Raw genomic sequence first — 18,327 nt, forward strand, 5'->3', positions numbered from 1 at the left:
GGTTAGAAAAATCTCTGTGAAATAGTAATGGTATCACCGGCAAAGACCCGGCTGTTCACATTCGCCTGCTCTGGCTCATTTTTCTGGCCTTCGCGGCTGATTTGAATGCGATCACGTGAAGCTCGCTCGGTCAGACCACCTGCCAGGGCAATGGCCTGGTTCACTGTCATGCCCGGCTGATACGGGTAGCCGCCGGGGCGGCGTACCTCGCCATGAATGTAAAACGGGCGGTATTCGGTAATACCGACATACACACTGGGACTGACCAGGTAATCCCCTTGCAGTCCATTGTGCAGTAGTTGCTCAACCTCTTTCAGGGTAAGCCCTGCCAGCTGGATTGTCCCTAAGAAAGGATAATTGATGGTACCACTGTCGGTTAGCTGCACCGAAAGCGCCAAATCATCCTGACCATGTACCCGGATATCAATGTGATCACCCGGGCCCAGCCGATAACTTTGATCGGCCTGCAGTGGCAAGGCGAACAACGCCATTGCCAACACCATTCCTTTGAGCAAATACCACCCTTTCATGCTTAGATCCCTACCCGTAATCCCAGGCTGATAACCCGCTTATCGTAAATAAAGCGCTCGACCGTTGAATCCCTGTCGGCAATATCAAAGCCTGCAAACACTGTCAGCCAGTAAGACAGACGGTAGTTCACATCCGCACCGTAGTTCCAGAATTTATTGCGCTGGGTAACACCAACGAAGTCTGAGTTGACATAACGCACACGCACATTGGTTTTCAAGTCACTGTTCCAGTCGTGTTGCCAGTTACCACCATAGGTGGAGTCTTTGACGTAATCCGCTGCTGTCATTGGATCGGTCGCACGGCGGCCGGTCTCGAGCGTAAAGCGGCTGTACGACAGCGGCTCATAGGTTACCGATAGATTCCAAGACAGGCCTTTAAAATCTTCCCGCAATGGGTTATCGAAGGTTTTACGCTGCTGTCCAATACGCAGTTCACCGGAGGTCAGTGCGGTGATCTCCCAATCCAAACCAACACGGTAGCTGATGTCTTTGTTATCACGGCTGCCGCGGTCAATATCGACCACTTTGTAGTTGATGTCATTACGCATCACTTCAGCCACTAAATCGGTGGAGGCCAGGGTACTGAAGAAGAAGGTAGCACCCACAGTGCGGCGATCAAAATCACGGAACTGAGAGAATTCACGCAGATTGGTGTAGCCTTTATCCAGGTAACCAGCCGACAGACGCAAACGCGCCGGCGTTGAGCGGGCACCAAATTCGTAATGGCCTTTGATCTCATACTCTTCGAAGCGACCTGGTTCGTCCACCTCAAAACCTAATGAGTCAGACACTCCCTGACCACGTTGCTCATGACCAAAAATAGTATTGCCCTGCAGGCGGATGCGGTGACGGTCGGTAAACTCCATTTTCGCATCAGCCCGGAAGCCTGCATCAAAGAAGTTGTCCTGGCGGCTTTGGAAATAATCACCGAGGCGGAAAGCAGAAGCCAGGCTGTACTCGTTGACACCATCGGTTAATACCATGGCGACAGAAGGCGTTAGCTCACTGACAAAGCTGGAAACTTTGTCGGTACGGGTATTGGCGACGTTGTTATCGTGCTTCAACTCCCATGTTAACTCCGGCACAATATCAATGCCGCTGGCAGTAGGTATAGCGCCAGCGCGATCATCTGCAACCACAGTAAAAGCGGTGGATACCAACGCTGATACCATGCTTAAACGAAAAAAATTGGATTTCATAAGCGCTCCTTTAGTATGCATTTTTCCCTGAAAAACCTTTAAATAAGGTCAAAACAATAATCTTTATATCCAGCCATAAGGACCATTGCCGGATGTATTCCAGATCGTATTTGACACGCATGGCCATTTTATCCAGCGTATCGGTTTCACCACGCCAGCCGTTGATCTGAGCCCAGCCGGTAATACCTGGTCGTACCTTGTGTCTGAGCATGTAGTAATCTACCTGCTTGCGGTACTCTTCATTGTGCGCGGAAGCATGCGGTCTTGGCCCAACCACAGACATATCCCCCAGCAACACATTGATAAATTGTGGCAACTCATCCAGCGAAGTCCGACGCAAAAAAGCACCTATCGGCGTAATACGTGGGTCATCCTTGGTGGCCTGAGTGACCTTAGCGCCATTTTCCATCACCCGCATGGAGCGAAACTTCAACACATTAATCGGCTTGCCATCCAGACCATAACGTTGCTGGCGGAAAAACACCGGGCCAGCCGAGGTTGCTTTTATCGCGGCCGCTATCGTCAGCATCAGCGGCGAAATCAGCAATAACACAGCAGCGCTGAACAAAAAATCGAAGGCTCGCTTGTAAAATTCTTTAATGCCATAAACCGGTGATTCAAACACACTCAGGGTGTCCACTTCCCCCACACTGCCAATACGGGCGTGCATCAGATTTTTCAGCAAAAAGTCAGGAATCATCAATACATCGACGGTGCTATCGCCAAGCCGTTGAATAATATCGGCAATACGTTTTTCTGCCAGCATTGGTAAGCAGATATAGAGCTTTTGGATCCGACCTTGCTGCGCCATCATCACAGCGCTTTCGACACTGCCTTTAATCAGCGGAGCTGCGCCCTCACCAAGCCGGTTTAATGCCCTGTCGTCGAAAAAACCAACACAATCAAACCCAAGCTCAATGTGCTCCTGCATCTGCTGGTGCAAGCGCCGGCCAGTATCGGTGTAGCCAATAATGGCAACACGCTGCATGCTCAGGCCTTTTTTTCGCCGCAACGTTTTCACTTCTTTGGCCATAACCCGCCAACTGATCAGGCAGAGGATACTCAGCCCATACCAGCCGACCAGGACCACCCGGGAAAAACTGGCGCCTTGTTTTAAGAAGAAAAGAGTGGATAACAAGGCCAGAAAACAGAGGGTGTGAACCGCTATTAAGAGAAACAGCATCCGGCCAAAACGACCAACCCGCCAAGAGCGATACAATTGCACCGACTCAGCCACAAAGGCATAGCAGAGTAGATAAGCCAGTAATATCAGTAAGTAATCTTTGGTCAGGCTTTGCGAGTAGGCGATGAGGCAACTAAGCAGGGTGACCACAAGAATAAGAAGATCGACAAAGCGATAGAAAAAAGAACTCGAGTTGTCTTGTCGAAACATTGAATTGGTCATTTCCGCTCCCTGGATGGCTACAATCTGGTAACTTTGTCTGCCAGCGTGCTATTCTATCTCAAAAGCCCGGTAACACGCCAGCCCTGTCGTCCCAGTTATGGCAGCTTTCATAAAAACAACATCTAACGATGAGGTCGGCGGTTAGTTGTTAACGTTCCTGATACCGCCGGCGCATAATTGGCTGCCAACTGCCACTTGGGCCGAATGGGGGTAAGTGGTAATTCCCGTTTGCGGGCTACCAATAAATAACTGCTACCAAAACTTTTCGCCAGCCAACGACGCCAGCGACTGTCGGCGGGTACTTTACCAAGCAGGCTGGAGGCATAAAAGCGCTGCTCTGCTAACACCTCAAAACCCAGTAAGTACAGCCAGTCTTTTAAACGGGCCAGGGTAAAAAAACGCCCATTCCAGGGGGATTTCTGCCGCAACCAGGGGTTTAGCTTCATCAACCCTGCCAGGCTAAATGGGTTAAAGCCGGTCAGTACCAGGTAGCCATCGGCACGCAACACCCGGTGCACCTCACGCATCAGATGGTGAGGATCCGTACAAAATTCATTGGCATGACACAGCAAGAGCGCATCCATACTCAGATCCTGCACAGGCAGTGCATCCGATTCTGCTTTGATTTGGCAGTGGCTTGCCTTGATCCCCAACGAAATATGATGCTTAATAGGGCTGGCCGTGGTATCCAGCTGACAGCTCAGGTCGCCCACCTTTAGCAGATAGTAGCCAAAGATTTGTGGCCACCACGCTGCCAACTGCTGTTCAGTAGCCGCCCGCAACGCTTCCCCTTGCGGGATTTGCTGCCAGTTGGCTGGGCCTGGCCGGTTACGGGCGCTTAAAGCGGGTTTCATCAGTAGCTGTGCCCTTGTTATCCGATTCAACCCATTGAGTATACCAGATGCAGCCAGAGAAACTGACCATCACGCCATTAACCGCTTTTCAGGACAATTACATCTGGTGCCTGACCCAGCCGGATAGCGATGCGTTGCTGGTGGTCGACCCGGGCGATGCAGATGTGGTCAAGCAGTTTGCCCATAGCAACCGCAAGCAATTAACCAGCATCCTGGTAACCCACCATCATTGGGATCATACCGACGGCATTGCCGCACTGAAACAACAATGGCCAGATGTTCGGGTGTATGGGCCGGCCTATGAAGCCAACCAGATCAGCACCCTGACGCACAGCGTGCAAGATAACGATAGCCTTACACTCCCCGACTTTGGCCTCACTTTGAACGTGCTGCATCTGCCAGGCCATACGCTCGGACATATCGGCTATTACGCTGCCCTGCCTCATCATGCCCCTTGGTTATTTTGCGGCGACACTCTGTTCAGCGCCGGTTGTGGCCGCTTATTTGAAGGCAGCCCGGAGCAGATGCATCAGTCCTTGCAGCGATTGGTCAACTTACCGGATGAAACCCGGGTTTATTGCACCCACGAATACACCTTAGCCAACCTGGCTTTTGCCCGGGCAGTCGAGCCTGACAACCAGGCCGTCATTGCACACTTGGCGCATTGCCAACAACTGCGCCATAATCAACAGCCAACATTGCCCAGCACTTTGGCAACAGAAAAAGCAATCAACCCCTTTCTTCGTTGCCACTTACCTGATCTGCAAAGAAAATATGATTGCAGTTCGGCACAGGCTACCTTTACAGCATTACGCACGGATAAAGACCAGTTTAAATCCTGACTTGCAATCAGTCTGCAAGCAGGTAACATGCAAGCTGATGGAAAAATTGACAGGACTATTGCATGAAAGTACGCGTTTTAACTGTTGTTGCGACCGCTCTATTAGCAGGTTGTGCTAGCACCAATCAACCGCAAACAGCGACCGAACCCGTCAGTAAAACGTCCCATGCGTCTTTCGACCAGGCTGCCAGTGCAGAGCTGATTGCCGCCAACTTGCTTACAGCCGCCAATCAGCAAGCCCCCACCGTCACGCCACTGGATCCAACCAAAGTCGATGATGTGTGGCAACGTATCCAACTGCAATTAACCTTTGAAGTGCCTGAGTACCGGGCTATTGCCGAGCAACGCAACTTTTTTGCCCGTAATCAGGCGTATCTGGATCGGGTTTCCACCCGGGCAGAGCCCTACCTGCATTATATTGTCGAGCAACTGGAAGCCCGCAATATGCCACTGGAGCTGGCCCTACTGCCTATCGTCGAAAGCGCCTTTGATCCCTTTGCTTACTCCCATGCCCGTGCTTCTGGCCTCTGGCAGTTTATGCCTGCCACCGGCAAGCGTTTTGGTTTGCAGCAAAACTTCTGGTATGACGGCCGCCGTGATGTGATTGAATCGACCCGCGCCGCTCTGGATTACTTGCAATACCTGCACGATCGCCTGGAAGGCGACTGGCTCAATGCCATTGCCGCCTACAACTCTGGTGAAGGCCGTTTGCTCCGGGCTATTCGGCACAATAAAAACCGCAATCTGCCAACCGACTTCTGGTCGCTCAGCTTACCGCGGGAGACCACCGCGTACGTACCAAAACTATTGGCGCTGGTAGACCTGGTGCGCCAGCCGGAAACCTACAATATTGCATGGCAACCAATCCCGAATCAGCGCCAAATCGGCATTGTCGAGGTTGGCCGTCAAATCGATTTGGCGGTGGCTGCCGAAATGGCAGGCCTTAGCCTGAATGAACTGCATGCATTAAACCCGGCTTTTAATCAATGGGCCACGGATCCGGATGGCAGCCACCGGCTGGTATTGCCGCTGGATAACAAACCTCAATTCCGTGAACAACTGGCCAACACACCAACCGACCAGTGGTTAAGCTGGCAACGACACACCGTGGTCCGTGGTGACACCCTGGGCAAAATAGCACAGCAGTATCAGACTTCTGTGGCAGCTATTCAGCGGTTGAATGACATCAATGGCCATACCATTCGGATTGGCCAGCATTTGTTGGTACCGGTTTCTGCTAAAAATGCGGATGCCTACCAGCTAAGCCAGCCAGGACGCATTGCTCAGGCACAACAACGCACCAATCCGGAACAACGCATCCAGTACACGGTCAAACAGGGAGATACCCTGTGGGATATCAGTCGGGCACACCAGGTGAGTGTTAACGAACTGGCTCGTTGGAATGGCATGACCGCACGGGATACAATTCGGCCAGGCCAGCAATTGGTGATTGTGCAGGCACAAACCAGTTCGACTGCAGCAACGCAAGGCAGCCCCGGCGTAACCCGTACCATCAACTACCGGGTACGTCGTGGTGATTCATTGTCGCGCATTGCGCAACGCTACCGGGTTCAGGTAGCTGATATACTGAAGTGGAACCAACTAAGTATTGACCAACACCTGCAACCTGGGCAGCAACTTCGTTTGCTGGTTGATATTACTCAATCCTGATAGCAAGGAGATCGGATGAAAACTTTACTACTCAGCGCTCTGTTTGGGCTGGTACTGTGTTTCCCGGCTCAGGCTTATTTCGATGTACGTGGCAGCGGTGTAGTTCAGCTGCAAGACGGCAGCAGCCGGCTGATAGAGTTTGGCTTTACTTATACCCGGATTGATGGACGTCACACCTTTATTGCCGGCCCTCACAAGCTGGCAGTTCCTCAGGTACCACAAAAGTATTCCTTGTCCCTGGTGCTGCACAACAACGAGGCGGTTTGGGTCACTGATTTTGCCGACGCGCCGCTGCTGGGGTTTGAGTTTAAAATTGCCGGCCATCAACTCAAACTATACCAGGAAGACGGCTTGCGCATGCCCGGCAGTTTTGTGATTGAGATTGATGGGGTGCGGCATCATTTTAGCCGCAACATTGGGCAGATTGATTTTACTTTCGATGATACCGGTATTACCGGGGTCGAACCCAAAAGCTTGTTACGTCCCCGCCAGTAAGCACCACACGACAGTGGTCAATGCTTGGGCTCTGGCTGCAGCTGCAATCTTGGGATGGTGCCCCAGAGCACACACAGCAGGGGCGCCAGCCAGTGAAACCACCAATGAAAAGAGACACTGAACCCCTGCCACCAGGCGTACCCAACCGCCAGCCACTGCAAAGCAATGCCTGCAGCCCCAATCAAAAATAATGACCGGTTCAGCCAGCGTTTTGGAAAGCAGGGGATCCAGTTACTGCGCATCGGCTTGTGCTTCCGGTGCTGCCCCGGCGAAGGCTGCCAGGCTGTTGCAGTGCTGATAGATGGCCTGAATGGTCGGGTATGGCGTCATATCCAGCCCAAAGCGCAGCGCGTTGTAGACTTGCGGCACCAGGCAGATATCCGCCAGGCTGACGGCATCACCAAAGCAACAGCAGCCGGCACTTTGTTGCAAACGCTGCTCTAAGGCCTGAAAGCCGGTATTCAACCAATGATGGATCCAGGCGGTTTTTTGCTGTTCGGTAAGCTGCAACGGGCCGGTCAGATACTGCAGCACCCGCAAGTTATTCAGTGGGTGGATATCGCAGGCGATATCCAGCGCCATCGCCCGCACCAGGGCGGCCTGCTGAGGCTCTGCCGGCAATAGAGCAGGCTCTGGCTGCACGGCATCCAGGTACTCAACAATAGCCAGCGACTGATTCAGTGTCAGCTCGTTATCGACCAAAGTGGGCACCAGCTCAGCCGGGTTCAGTTCCTGATAGCTCGCTTGATGCTGCTGACCACCGTCCTTTACCAGATGCACCGGAATGGACTCGTATGCCATGCCTTTAAGCGCCAGAGCAATGCGCACCCGGTAAGCCGCCGAGGATCGCCAGTAACCATAAAGTTTCATCGATTCATTGTTCCTTTGATACAAAAAGAGCTGCCACAGCAGCTCTTTCCTTAATTAATGCACACTGCCAAAGGCATTAGCCCTGATAGCGATACTCTACCACTTGCTGGTCGATGGCACCAAAGATACTTTGGCCCTGCTGATCCAGCATTTCAATGCGAATACGATCGCCAAAGCGCATAAAGCTGGTACCCGGTTTGCCATCACGGATGGTTTCAATCATACGGATTTCAGCGATGCAGCTATAACCGACCCCGCCTTCGGCAATGGCAGTACCATACTCAGTGCCTTGCTTATTCGATACGGTACCGGAACCAATAATGGTACCAGCACAAAGCGGCCGGGTGCGGGCAGCATGCGCAATCAGTTGGCCAAAATCAAAGGTCATATCGACACCGGCATTAGGTTTACCAAAGGCTTCGCCATTGTAGGTGGACAATAGCGGCAGGTGCAACTTGGCATCCTGCCAGACGCCTTCCAGCTCATCCAGGGTAACCGCCACCGGGCTAAAGCTGGACGATGGCTTGGACTGATAAAAACCAAACCCTTTGCCCAGCTCATTCGGGATCAAGCCCCGCAAGGACACATCATTGACCAGCATCACCAGACGGATGCGATCGCGCGCCTGCTCTGCCGGCATGCCCATGGCGACATCGTCGGTAATCACGGCGATTTCACCTTCGAAATCAATGCCAAAATCTTCACTGGCCACTTCAATCGGTGCATAAGGCGCTAAAAACGCATCGGAGCCGCCCTGATACATCAGCGGATCGGTCCAGAAGCTGGGTGGCATCTCGGCATTACGGGCTTTACGCACCAGCTCGACATGATTGACATAAGCGCTGCCATCGGCCCAGTGATAGGCACGTGGCAATGGCGATGCGCACTGCGTTTGTTCAAACGGCTGGCTGCCCTGCACGGTGCCGGCATTCAGCGCCTGATAGACTTCCTCTGCCTGCGGTGCTTTTTCCGACCAGTTATCCAACAACTGTTGCAAGGTGGTCGCGATCTGTGGGATAGCGACACAACGGGTTAAATCACGGCTTACCAGCACCAGCTGACCATCACGGCCGCCGGTCTTTAATGTTGCAAATTTCATTATTAATCCTTGTACTGCAGCACTCTTTAATCAGTGCCCAAATCAGATGCCCAAATTATGTAACCTGCCAGCTGTTAACGTAGGCCGGGTTCTCGGTCGCAAGCGCTGCTTCGCCAATCTCCAGCGCATCACGGGTATCCAGCATCACCGCCACTTCATCGGTAAATTTCTTCCGGTACTCCTGGCCAGCCTGAAAGGCTTTCGGATGCGGGCCATGGGTAAAACCGGCCGGATGGAAGGTGACCATGCCCTTTTCGATATTATCGCGGCTGAAGAAATCACCGGCATGGTAAAACAGCACTTCATCGTAATCGTCGTTGTTGTGGTAAAAAGGTACCTTCAAAGCACCCGGATCGCTTTCAATCGGCCGGGGTACAAAGGTACAGACCACAAAACGCTGCGCCACAAAGGTGGTGTGCGCCGATGGCGGTAAATGATAACGATGACTCATCAGTGGCCGGATATCCCGCCAGTTGATCCGCATCACCGCCAAATCGCCGTGCCAGCCAATGGCATCCAGCGGGTTGTAGGGGTAGGTCACTACCGAGGTCTGACCGTGACGCTTGATCTGCACCTGCCAACTCTGCTCTGAGTACTGCGCTTTGAAGGCCTCATTGATTTTTGGCGTATCCAGCATGGCCGGGTCAAAAATCGCATGGTTCCCCACCAGGCCTTTTTCCGGCAGCTGGTAGGAGTCGTTGGTGGCTTCAATCATCAGCAGCAACATGGGGCTTTTGGGCTCCAGCCGCCACATGGTACTGCGTGGGATCACCACGTAATCGCCTTCGACAATTTCCAGATGGCCATAGTCGCAGTAGAGATCAGCACTGCCTTCGTGCACAAACAACAGCTCATCGCCGTCGGCATTGCGCACCAGATAGGGCATCTTCTCCTGAACACGCCAGGTGCGCATTTTGCAGTGAGCATTGTGCAGCAACAAAGGCACCTGCCAGGGCGACTCCACCTGATTTTCAGTGAGCTGGTTTAAATCGAACAAGCGGGGGCGCAAAGGCCCCTGCCAATCGCTCCAGCCGGTTGGGGCATGGCGGTGATGGAAATGTGTAGCCGGACCAAAAAAACCACTACGACCGGTTTCACGCTCATAAATCGCTTGTTCCGGGAAGTCGGCATGTGCCTGACGCGACACATCACCTTCCCGCAGTGGAAAAGAGGCCCATTTACGCATTCGCTAACACTCCACGCTGGATTTGATCTTCTTCAATGGACTCGAACAGGGCTTTAAAGTTGCCCTCACCGAAGCCTTCATTGCCTTTACGCTGAATGATTTCAAAGAAGACCGGACCAATCACGGTTTTGGTAAAGATCTGCAGCAAAATACCGTCTTTCATCGGTGCGCCATCGATCAGAATACGCAGCTCGCGCAGTTGATCCAAATCTTCCTCGTGCCCTTCGACCCGGCTGTTTACTTTGTCGTAGTAGGTATCTGGCGTCGGCATAAAGTCCATACCACGCTCACGCAGGGTACGTACTGTCTGATAAATATCTTCGGTCGTCAGGGCGATGTGCTGAATGCCTTCGCCATTGTACTCGCGCAAGAATTCTTCGATCTGTGATTTATCGTCCGATGACTCGTTGATTGGTATACGGATTTTGCCACAAGGCGCGGTCATGGCGCGGGATACCAGGCCGGTGAGCTTGCCTTCGATATCAAAGTAACGGATCTCGCGGAAGTTACCAATCTTCTCGTAAAAACCAGACCAGACATTCATGTTGCCGCGCATCACATTGTGCGTTAAATGATCCAGTACTTCCAGGCCAACACCATGCTTGGCCATCTCGGTTTGCCAGTTGTCGTAGTATTTAAAGTCGATGTCGTACACCGAAGAGGCGCCGTAACGATCAACAAAATACAGCAGGCTGCTGCCAATACCGTACACAGCCGGAATATTCAGCTCCATCGGGCCGATCTGGTTTTGGTAGGCTTTGGCACCATTGGCAATTGCATGCTGCAGCGCTTTGGCAGCATCCTGCACCCGGAATGCCATGGCGCACACACTTGGGCCATGCTTGCGGGCAAATTCTTCCGCCTGCGAGTTCGGCTGCGCATTGATGATAAAGTTGATATCCCCCTGCTTGTACAGCCAGGCCTCTTTCGAGCGATGTTTGGCGACCTCAGTAAACCCAAGACCATGAAACAAATCTTTCAGCTTTTGAATCCCCTGTGCATCAGCGGCGGTGTATTCAACAAACTCGAAACCATCGGTACCTAAAGGGTTATACACGTCTTGCATGCGACATCTCCACGATCTAATTATGCTAATTATGCCCAGCCTCTATAGCCTGGCTGCGGTTGGCGCTATCTTGCTTTAGTTTGACCAGAATGAACATCCACTGTCATTTTTGCTGGCATCAAAGCGGCCGCCAAAAATCGTAAAGAAATAAGTACAATGCAGGATTTTACGGGGTATTCAGCAGCTAACAGCCACCAGCCAGCCTGGGCTGGTGGCTCGGAGTATCGTTTTACGCACAAAGTGGCATTAAATTTTTACAGTCTTGCGATTTATGCCGTAATCACGCAGTTTATTCGCCACCGCGGTATGGCTAAGCCCCAGCTTTTTTGCCAGTTGCCGTGAGCTGGGGTACGCCGGGTACAACTTGCGCAGCAAGCTGGCTTCAAAGCGTTTGACCGCTTCATCCAGGGTGCCATCAAAGTCCTGCTCCAGGTAGCCAAAATCACTGGTAAAACTGGGCAACTGCAGGTGTTCTTTATCCAGTTGATACCCTTCCAGCAGTGTGACAGCGCGGTACAACGCATTCTCCAACTGGCGCACATTGCCTGGCCAGGGGTAGCTTTGCAAAAACTGCACACAACTATCGCTGAGCTTGGGTGCTTTACGCCCCAGCCTGGCGGCAAAACGGGCAACAAAATGTTCGGTCAGCGGCACGATATCCTGCTTGCGCTCGCGCAGCGCCGGCAAGGCCAGCGTGAACACATTGAGCCGGTAATACAGATCTTCGCGGAACTTGCCTTCCTGCACCATGGCTGGTAGGTCTTTTTGCGTGGTACAAATAACCCGCACATCGACTTTCACCTCGTTTTCATCGGCGACACGGCGAAAGGAGCCATCCTGCAAAAAACGCAGCAACTTGGTTTGCAGCTCACGCGACATCTCGCCGACTTCATCCAGGAACACGATGCCGCCATTGGCCTGTTCAAAAATGCCTTTTTTGCCCACAGTGGAACCGGCAAAGGCATTAGGGCCATAGCCAAACAGCTCAGACTCGGCCACATTATCCGGCATCGAGGCACAGTTCACCGCTAAAAAGGGTTTGCCTGCCCGGCTACCGGCAGCATGGCAAGCCCGCGCCAGCAGCTCTTTGCCGGTACCGGTTTCGCCGGTGATCAACAAAGGCCCATCCAGCAGCGCCATTTTCTTGGCTTCACGAATGACTTTCCGCATTTGCGGGCTGTTCGCTTGCAGTGTCTGAAAGCTTTCCTGATTGCCCTTGTTAAAGGCGAGCATATGTTGGCCCAACCGGCTTTCCGATTTCAGGTTGATGACCGCACCGGCCAGCACCTCATGGCCGCTTTCATCCGGTACCATCACCGGCAATAAGTCCGCAATAAAGTGCTTGCCCTGGATCTCCACCCGCCGGGTTTGCGCAAGCACATCATCGCTTTCCAGCCAGCGCAGAAAGTTAAAGCCCTTAACCAGATTTGGCAGTTGCTCTTCTTTGATAGCCTGGCGCTCCACTCCCAGCGCATCCAACGCGGCATCATTGATCACACTGACCTGCGCCTTGGTATCAATACCAATAATGCCATCCGGCAGTGTTTTTAACAGCGTAGTCAGTTCGTTTTGATGGCGCTCGGATGGCATAAAAGCCGTGGTTTTGACATCCGCCACACCTGGGATGCGCCGCATCTTGGCCATCAGCTCCTGAAACTGTTCAAAATGAATGCTGGGAAACGAGACAAACATGCGGCTGGAGGCAGCATCGACTTCGATGCCACGTAAGTCCAGCTGATAGCTAACCAGAATATTCAGAATTTCCTGTGCAATCCCTAACCGGTCCTGACAATGTATTTCAAGGCGCATAGCGATGATGTAACCTCATGCTTAATCAGTTGCAGCATCATACGACAAAGCCCTTCAATTAGACCAGATTTTTTGTAAAGAATTATGAACATCTTGTCTTAACAGACATGCTTTGTCATAGTAACGGCAACGAAGTGCTGCTAAGGTCATTATGGAAGCCAATATTTTTACCCAGGTTTTTCTGCCGCTGGCGCTGGCCGTGATCATGCTCGGTATGGGCTTGTCGCTCAAACCGGTGCATTTCAAACAGCTTTGGCAAACCCCCAAACCTGTGCTGACCGGTCTTTGCATGCAAATTATCGCCATACCGGCACTGGCGTTTCTACTGGCTTCTCTGCTGCAACTGCCGCCGGAGCTGGCAGTAGGTTTGGTGCTCATAGCAGCCTGCCCGGGAGGCCCCACCTCCAATCTGATTGCACATCTGGCCCATGCCGATACCGCGCTTTCCATCAGCCTGACCGCTATCAGCAGCCTGATTGTGATAATCAGCCTGCCGCTGTTGGTGAATCTGGCCTCCTTGCTGTTTTTGGGCGAAGGTCAGTACGTAGCCCTGTCGGTACCCCGCACCGTGTTGCAGCTGTTGGTGATTATTTTGCTGCCGGTTTCCTTGGGGATGTGGCTAAGAGCCCGTTGGCCCGATTTTTCCAGACGCTGCCAGCAACCGGTGAAATGGCTCTCTTCATTCTTTTTAATTGCGGTGGTAGCCGGCGCCCTGCTGCGTGAGATGGACAGGCTGCTGGGCTTTTTCCTCGCCATTGGCATCGCAGCTTTGTTGCTGAACCTGCTGAGCATGCTGGCTGGTTACCTGGCGGCTCGCAGTATTGGCTGTCATGGCCCGCAAACCCGCTCCATGACCATCGAAGTGGGGATTCAAAATGGTACTTTGGGCATCGCCATTGCGACTTCCCCACTGCTGCTAAACAACAGCACCATGGCCATCCCTTCAGCGATTTATAGCTTAATTATGTTTGCGTCAGGCGCGCTAATGATTGCTTGGGGAGTGCGGAAAAAGTCAGGCTAATCCCCGAATAGCCTGACCGGCCAGGAGCCAGGCTCTGGTTCATACTTAATCGGCAAAGCTGATTTTACCCATAGTAACGGCCGGGATCCCTTCGCGTGCATTACTAAACGGCTGCTTACCGCCTACCAAACATTCATTCGCTAATACCGCAAAGAGCACCGCTTCTTTCGCATCAGGATTAATGGCTAACTCTGCTGTGGTGGTGAGCCGATTGTGTGGCAGGGCAGCAGCTAACTGTTCCATTAATAAAGGGTTGTGAATCCCTCCCCCACTGGCATAAATGGTGCAATTTTGTCCCTGGCAGCTTTGCTGTATCGCACGGATAATCATCTCGGCACTAAAGCGGTTTAGCGTGGCCATCACATCAGCCGGAGCCAGGTCCTGGGTAGCACTGTCTTGTTGCGCCCGCGCCAGATAATCCAGGTTGAACACCTCTGGTCCGGACGTTTTCGGGAAATCCAGTGCAAAAAAAGGATCCTGCTGCAGAGCCATCAGCAGCTCGGCAGAGACCTTGCCACTGGCAGCAACCTTTGCGCCTTCATCATACAGCAGGCCAGGAAAATGCTGCTGTATGTAGGCATCCATGATGGTATTACCCGGGCCAATATCGCTGCTAAATACAGCGGTCGCATCCTGAGACTTTGGCAACCAAGTAAGGTTAGCAATACCACCAATATTCAGCATGATACGGTTTTCAGCAGAGGAGCTGAATAATAAAAAGTCACCGTAGACTGCTAAGGGTGCTCCTTCACCTCCGGCTGCAATATGCTTTTGCCGGAAATCACTGATGGTCGTTATACCCGTAGTGACCGCAAGGTGATCGCCATCACCAAGTTGTAAAGTTGCATTGCCCCAACGGTTGTCGTTGTGCTGCCGGCTGGGGCAATGGAAAATGGTTTGTCCATGGCTGGCAATCACATCAATTTCTGTATGAGGGATCTGCCACAAAGCCAGACACTCATTTACCATTCGACCATGTTCCTGGCCTATCCAGGGGTTTAATAAAGTGACGGTTTGTAAATCAACAGCACGCTTTGAAAATACTGAACGCACCCGGCTACGAAAATCATCGTGATAACTCAGGGTGGTGAAGCGTTCCAGTACCACCTCGGTATTCAGTCCTTCACCGGTCACGGTGCATAAAGCGATATCCAGACCATCCAGTGAGGTACCACTCATCAGACCAATGATCTTCCGCTGGCTTTTTGCGGCAGTTTGATAAAGCGTCTCGATGTGCTGGTGCATAGTATTCCTCTACTTACTGCGGTTGATCATAGCCAAAGAGCGCCAACCAGACAGCTTAAAATTACAAAAAATTGCAAACAGCTAGCTGCCAAAGCAGCTACTGCATCAGCGCTTGTTCTATACAAGCTCAGATGGTATATATATTTACTCGACACGATCAAAATAACGAATAATTGATTCATAATCAATCTTTGAGCGTAGCACTGATAAAAAGAAAGGAACCTTAGCATGAAGTTACTTCCCGCTCCCTGCGCCAGCGCCAAGAGCTGGCGCCGCTTATCTGCATTGTCCGTTGCCATGCAATTAGCCCTATGCAGCCAAATGGCCTTGGCCCAACAAATCGGTCAGGCCGAACAAGCCCAACACTCTAACGGTGCAACAACAGAAGTTATTCGTATTACCGGTTCACGAATAGCCCGGACAGAGTTGGTCAGCTCCAGCCCGGTAACCTCGGTTGACGAAACGCAAATCCAGCTGGACCGAGCGGTCAACGTCGAAGATATCTCGGCCAAATTACCCCAAGCTGCAGCAGGAGCCAATGCGACCGGAGCCACAGTGGGAGACTCACTTGGTTCCTCTACCATTGACTTACGTGGTTTGGGACAAAACCGAACTTTGGTCCTCATCAATGGTACCCGGGCAGTTCCCTTTAGTTTTCGGAATACAGTAGATGTTAACATTATTCCAGCAGGTTTAATTAAGCAGGTTGATGTTTTAACCGGTGGTGCGGCAGCGGTTTATGGCGCAGATGCTGTCGCAGGTGTTGTGAATTTCATTATGAATGACAACTTCGATGGTGTTGAGCTTTCCAGTAGCTACGAAACGGCCAAAGGTGGCGCTGAAAAATTTAACACCGAAGCAATTTTTGGTGGAGAAATTGCTGGTGGTCGCGGTCACCTTACCGGTTATATCGGCTACTCAGAACGCAAAGCTTTGCTGGCCAAAGAGCGAGACTGGGCTCTAAACAATGGCAGCGACATGATCAACACTGGTGGTTTCTATACCGACATCGCAAGTGGTCAGAGTTTTGGCATCGATGAAAGTGGCTCTATCACCGCTGCACGTCAAACCACCAACATCACAGGCGAACGCAATCTAACACAGCCGATGGACCGTTTATCGGCAGGCATGTTTTTTGATATTGAGCTGAGTGATCATGTTGATCTTTATGGGCGTGCCATGTACGCCAAAGTAAAGGTAACTGGTGCTGGAGCAACGGGCCAAACCCCGGTATTTGTAAATGAAGTCGTGACCCTAAGCGCCGATAGCCCCTTTATGACGACGGCCATTCGTGATCGACTCACCTTCGATGATAACGGCAATGCGCAGGTCATGGTTGAGCGCAACTTAGGGCTTGGTATGCAACATACCAAAGCTGTCCGTGAAGCAAGCCAGTTCCAGGTTGGCTTGCGTGGGTTTGTTACCGATACCTTGCGCTATGATGTGTATGCTCAGTACGGTGCCACCAATGAAACAGCGACAATTTACAACAATGCTTATCGCACCGATAGCAATGGTGGCAGCCGTTTTGCCGCAATCGCCAATACCGCCAATATTTTTGATCCGAGCCTGGATCTTAGGGATTTTAGTCAGCCGTTACTGTATTCCAACCGAGAACGTACTCAAAGTGTGGCCGCCGTCACACTTTCCGGTGACTCGTCCGCACTCTTTGAGTTACCCGCAGGTGCTATTGATTTTGCAGTAGGTTATGAATATCGCAAAGAAACAGGCTTGCAAACTCCTGGTGATGCCTTTCGCAATGGCACCAGCTTCGCAGCCGTCAGTGTATTTGATATGGACGCAGCCTTTGACAGCAAAGAAATTTATGCAGAAGTCTTAATTCCCCTGTTATTTGATCAACCCTTCTTTGACCAATTAGACGTTGAGGCAGCCTACCGTATTTCAGAGTATTCCAATACCACAGCCAAAAACACCTACAAACTGGGAGTAAACTGGGCCATTAATCAACATGCCCGAATCAGGACCAGCTACCAAACCGCATTCAGAGCACCAAACTTAGGCGAATTCGCCAGCCCTATTACTGCACTCTCACTGGCATTATTCGATCCAGACAATGATCAATTTGTGCCACGTTTCGCAGGCCGTTTCGATGGTGATCCATGCTTATTAGGCACCGGCAATGCTGAGCAGTGTGCACGGTATGGCGCAGCACCAGAAGGGACCCCTTTTGATGCTTCTACCGCAGCCTATACCTTTGGTGGCAACCCAAACATCAAACCAGAGCAAGCTAAATCAACCACCCTGGGTGTGGTGTTAACACCCGATATGGTCAGAGGCTTTGATGCCACCATCGACTACTACAGAATCAAAATCACCGACGCTGTTAGCCAAATCCAGCCTGCAGCCGCATTAAAAAACTGCTATATCGACAACCCAGTTGCAGGTAACCCACTCTGTGATGCTGTCTTGCGCGATCCGGTCACGGGTTTAATCAGCACAGCAATTGTCAATGACTTTAATCTGGCAGCCATTGAACAAGCCGGTGTGGATTTAGCAATCAATTATCGCTTCAGTGCTCCAGAGGTTATGGGGGGCACCTTAAGAGCAAGCTACCAAGGAACCTTCATCACCAAACAGACCAGACAAAATAATGCTACCGTGGCACCTATTGATTGCAAGGGGACATTTGGTGGTGCTTGCTCAGGAGATTTTGCTAGTTTACTGCAAGCAGACTACAAGCATCGGGCAACCTTAGATTGGAACCTGGATACGTTCGGGGTACAACTAGGCTGGCGTCGGATTGGTGCAGCAGAAAACGCTGCAGATCGTACTGTACGCATTGGTGCTCAGAACTATCTGGATCTGGCTGCATTTTGGCATTTCAACGATGAAATCACGTTCAATGCAGGTATTGATAACCTGTCAGATAAAGCGCCACCGCTACCTCTATCAGGAGCAAATCACTTTAATACCGTCAGCGATTATCCGATTCAAGGCCGTACTTTTGGCATCGCCATTCGTTACCAACCTGGTTTCAACCGCTAAGATAAAAGCAGCGACTGCCTCGGCAGTCGC

Annotated in this window: 16 protein-coding genes; 5 read left to right on the forward strand and 11 right to left on the reverse strand. The window is 51.7% G+C overall.

What is annotated here, in order from left to right:
- Positions 1-2: 2 nt before the first annotated feature.
- The 4 genes from QWF21_RS09545 to QWF21_RS09560 form a co-directional block, all read right to left on the reverse strand.
- Complete coding sequence (locus tag QWF21_RS09545; RefSeq protein ID WP_330087823.1) at positions 3-530, reverse strand: polysaccharide biosynthesis/export family protein; 528 nt, start codon at positions 528-530, stop codon at positions 3-5.
- Positions 531-532: 2 nt separating this feature from the next.
- Positions 533-1,729 (reverse strand): outer membrane beta-barrel protein, encoded by a 1,197-nt coding sequence (locus QWF21_RS09550; RefSeq protein WP_330087824.1) that lies wholly within the window; start codon positions 1,727-1,729, stop codon positions 533-535.
- A 10-nt stretch (positions 1,730-1,739) separates the two neighbouring features.
- On the reverse strand, positions 1,740-3,134 hold the full coding sequence (locus QWF21_RS09555; protein ID WP_330087825.1) for an undecaprenyl-phosphate glucose phosphotransferase: 1,395 nt from the start codon (positions 3,132-3,134) through the stop codon (positions 1,740-1,742).
- A 122-nt stretch (positions 3,135-3,256) separates the two neighbouring features.
- Positions 3,257-3,988 carry a class I SAM-dependent methyltransferase gene (locus QWF21_RS09560; protein WP_330087826.1) on the reverse strand — a complete coding sequence of 244 codons (732 nt, stop codon included), beginning with the start codon at positions 3,986-3,988 and terminating at the stop codon, positions 3,257-3,259.
- Positions 3,989-4,035: 47 nt separating this feature from the next.
- On the opposite strand from QWF21_RS09560, the gene gloB reads away from it, so the two are divergent.
- From gloB to QWF21_RS09575, 3 genes are all read left to right on the forward strand, one after another.
- Positions 4,036-4,830 carry a hydroxyacylglutathione hydrolase gene (gene gloB / locus QWF21_RS09565; RefSeq protein ID WP_330087827.1) on the forward strand — a complete coding sequence of 265 codons (795 nt, stop codon included), beginning with the start codon at positions 4,036-4,038 and terminating at the stop codon, positions 4,828-4,830.
- A 62-nt stretch (positions 4,831-4,892) separates the two neighbouring features.
- Positions 4,893-6,500, forward strand: a complete 1,608-nt coding sequence (locus tag QWF21_RS09570) for a LysM peptidoglycan-binding domain-containing protein (RefSeq protein WP_330087828.1) — start codon at positions 4,893-4,895, stop codon at positions 6,498-6,500.
- Between the two features lie 15 nt (positions 6,501-6,515).
- Positions 6,516-6,995, forward strand: a complete 480-nt coding sequence (locus QWF21_RS09575) for a hypothetical protein (RefSeq protein WP_330087829.1) — start codon at positions 6,516-6,518, stop codon at positions 6,993-6,995.
- 17 nt (positions 6,996-7,012) lie between these two features.
- Here QWF21_RS09575 and QWF21_RS09580 read toward each other — a convergent pair whose 3' ends face one another.
- From QWF21_RS09580 to tyrR, 6 genes are all read right to left on the reverse strand, one after another.
- Complete coding sequence (locus tag QWF21_RS09580; RefSeq protein ID WP_330087830.1) at positions 7,013-7,237, reverse strand: hypothetical protein; 225 nt, start codon at positions 7,235-7,237, stop codon at positions 7,013-7,015.
- Positions 7,227-7,865: a maleylacetoacetate isomerase gene (maiA, locus tag QWF21_RS09585; RefSeq protein WP_330087831.1), complete on the reverse strand. Its 639-nt coding sequence runs from the start codon at positions 7,863-7,865 to the stop codon at positions 7,227-7,229. Before maiA ends, QWF21_RS09580 begins: the two co-directional genes overlap by 11 nt.
- Before the next feature lie 76 nt (positions 7,866-7,941).
- Positions 7,942-8,964 (reverse strand): fumarylacetoacetate hydrolase family protein, encoded by a 1,023-nt coding sequence (locus QWF21_RS09590; RefSeq protein ID WP_330087832.1) that lies wholly within the window; start codon positions 8,962-8,964, stop codon positions 7,942-7,944.
- A gap of 55 nt (positions 8,965-9,019) precedes the next feature.
- Positions 9,020-10,150 carry a homogentisate 1,2-dioxygenase gene (locus QWF21_RS09595; RefSeq protein WP_330087833.1) on the reverse strand — a complete coding sequence of 377 codons (1,131 nt, stop codon included), beginning with the start codon at positions 10,148-10,150 and terminating at the stop codon, positions 9,020-9,022.
- The gene (gene hppD, locus QWF21_RS09600; RefSeq protein WP_330087834.1) at positions 10,143-11,216 is read right to left on the reverse strand and encodes a 4-hydroxyphenylpyruvate dioxygenase; all 1,074 of its coding nucleotides are present in this window, start codon (positions 11,214-11,216) and stop codon (positions 10,143-10,145) included. Before hppD ends, QWF21_RS09595 begins: the two co-directional genes overlap by 8 nt.
- 246 nt (positions 11,217-11,462) lie before the next feature.
- Complete coding sequence (tyrR, locus tag QWF21_RS09605) at positions 11,463-13,025, reverse strand: transcriptional regulator TyrR (protein ID WP_330087835.1); 1,563 nt, start codon at positions 13,023-13,025, stop codon at positions 11,463-11,465.
- A gap of 151 nt (positions 13,026-13,176) precedes the next feature.
- Here tyrR and QWF21_RS09610 point away from each other — a divergent pair, with 151 nt between their 5' ends.
- Positions 13,177-14,046, forward strand: coding sequence for a bile acid:sodium symporter family protein (locus QWF21_RS09610; RefSeq protein WP_330087836.1), 870 nt, complete (start codon positions 13,177-13,179; stop codon positions 14,044-14,046).
- A gap of 45 nt (positions 14,047-14,091) precedes the next feature.
- Here the strand turns inward: QWF21_RS09610 and QWF21_RS09615 are convergent, their stop codons facing one another.
- A complete protein-coding gene (locus tag QWF21_RS09615; RefSeq protein WP_330087837.1) occupies positions 14,092-15,291 on the reverse strand; it encodes an anhydro-N-acetylmuramic acid kinase in 1,200 nt (399 codons plus the stop codon).
- Positions 15,292-15,519: 228 nt separating this feature from the next.
- Between QWF21_RS09615 and QWF21_RS09620 the strand changes: the two genes are divergently transcribed.
- On the forward strand, positions 15,520-18,297 hold the full coding sequence (locus tag QWF21_RS09620; protein ID WP_330087838.1) for a TonB-dependent receptor domain-containing protein: 2,778 nt from the start codon (positions 15,520-15,522) through the stop codon (positions 18,295-18,297).
- Positions 18,298-18,327 lie beyond the last annotated feature (30 nt).

It is taken from the genome of Alkalimonas mucilaginosa (assembly GCF_036327005.1).
Lineage (GTDB): Bacteria > Pseudomonadota > Gammaproteobacteria > Enterobacterales > Alteromonadaceae > Alkalimonas > Alkalimonas mucilaginosa.

Coding starts and splice junctions, on each gene's coding strand:
- QWF21_RS09595 (WP_330087833.1), bottom strand. CDS start 10,150: ATGCGTAAATGGGCCTCTTTTCCACTGCGGGAAGGTGATGTGTCGCGT.
- QWF21_RS09610 (WP_330087836.1), top strand. CDS start 13,177: ATGGAAGCCAATATTTTTACCCAGGTTTTTCTGCCGCTGGCGCTGGCC.
- QWF21_RS09580 (WP_330087830.1), bottom strand. CDS start 7,237: ATGCGCAGTAACTGGATCCCCTGCTTTCCAAAACGCTGGCTGAACCGG.
- gloB (WP_330087827.1), top strand. CDS start 4,036: ATGCAGCCAGAGAAACTGACCATCACGCCATTAACCGCTTTTCAGGAC.
- QWF21_RS09590 (WP_330087832.1), bottom strand. CDS start 8,964: ATGAAATTTGCAACATTAAAGACCGGCGGCCGTGATGGTCAGCTGGTG.
- QWF21_RS09560 (WP_330087826.1), bottom strand. CDS start 3,988: ATGAAACCCGCTTTAAGCGCCCGTAACCGGCCAGGCCCAGCCAACTGG.
- QWF21_RS09615 (WP_330087837.1), bottom strand. CDS start 15,291: ATGCACCAGCACATCGAGACGCTTTATCAAACTGCCGCAAAAAGCCAG.
- tyrR (WP_330087835.1), bottom strand. CDS start 13,025: ATGCGCCTTGAAATACATTGTCAGGACCGGTTAGGGATTGCACAGGAA.
- QWF21_RS09555 (WP_330087825.1), bottom strand. CDS start 3,134: ATGACCAATTCAATGTTTCGACAAGACAACTCGAGTTCTTTTTTCTAT.
- QWF21_RS09620 (WP_330087838.1), top strand. CDS start 15,520: ATGAAGTTACTTCCCGCTCCCTGCGCCAGCGCCAAGAGCTGGCGCCGC.
- QWF21_RS09550 (WP_330087824.1), bottom strand. CDS start 1,729: ATGAAATCCAATTTTTTTCGTTTAAGCATGGTATCAGCGTTGGTATCC.
- QWF21_RS09570 (WP_330087828.1), top strand. CDS start 4,893: ATGAAAGTACGCGTTTTAACTGTTGTTGCGACCGCTCTATTAGCAGGT.
- QWF21_RS09545 (WP_330087823.1), bottom strand. CDS start 530: ATGAAAGGGTGGTATTTGCTCAAAGGAATGGTGTTGGCAATGGCGTTG.
- QWF21_RS09575 (WP_330087829.1), top strand. CDS start 6,516: ATGAAAACTTTACTACTCAGCGCTCTGTTTGGGCTGGTACTGTGTTTC.
- maiA (WP_330087831.1), bottom strand. CDS start 7,865: ATGAAACTTTATGGTTACTGGCGATCCTCGGCGGCTTACCGGGTGCGC.
- hppD (WP_330087834.1), bottom strand. CDS start 11,216: ATGCAAGACGTGTATAACCCTTTAGGTACCGATGGTTTCGAGTTTGTT.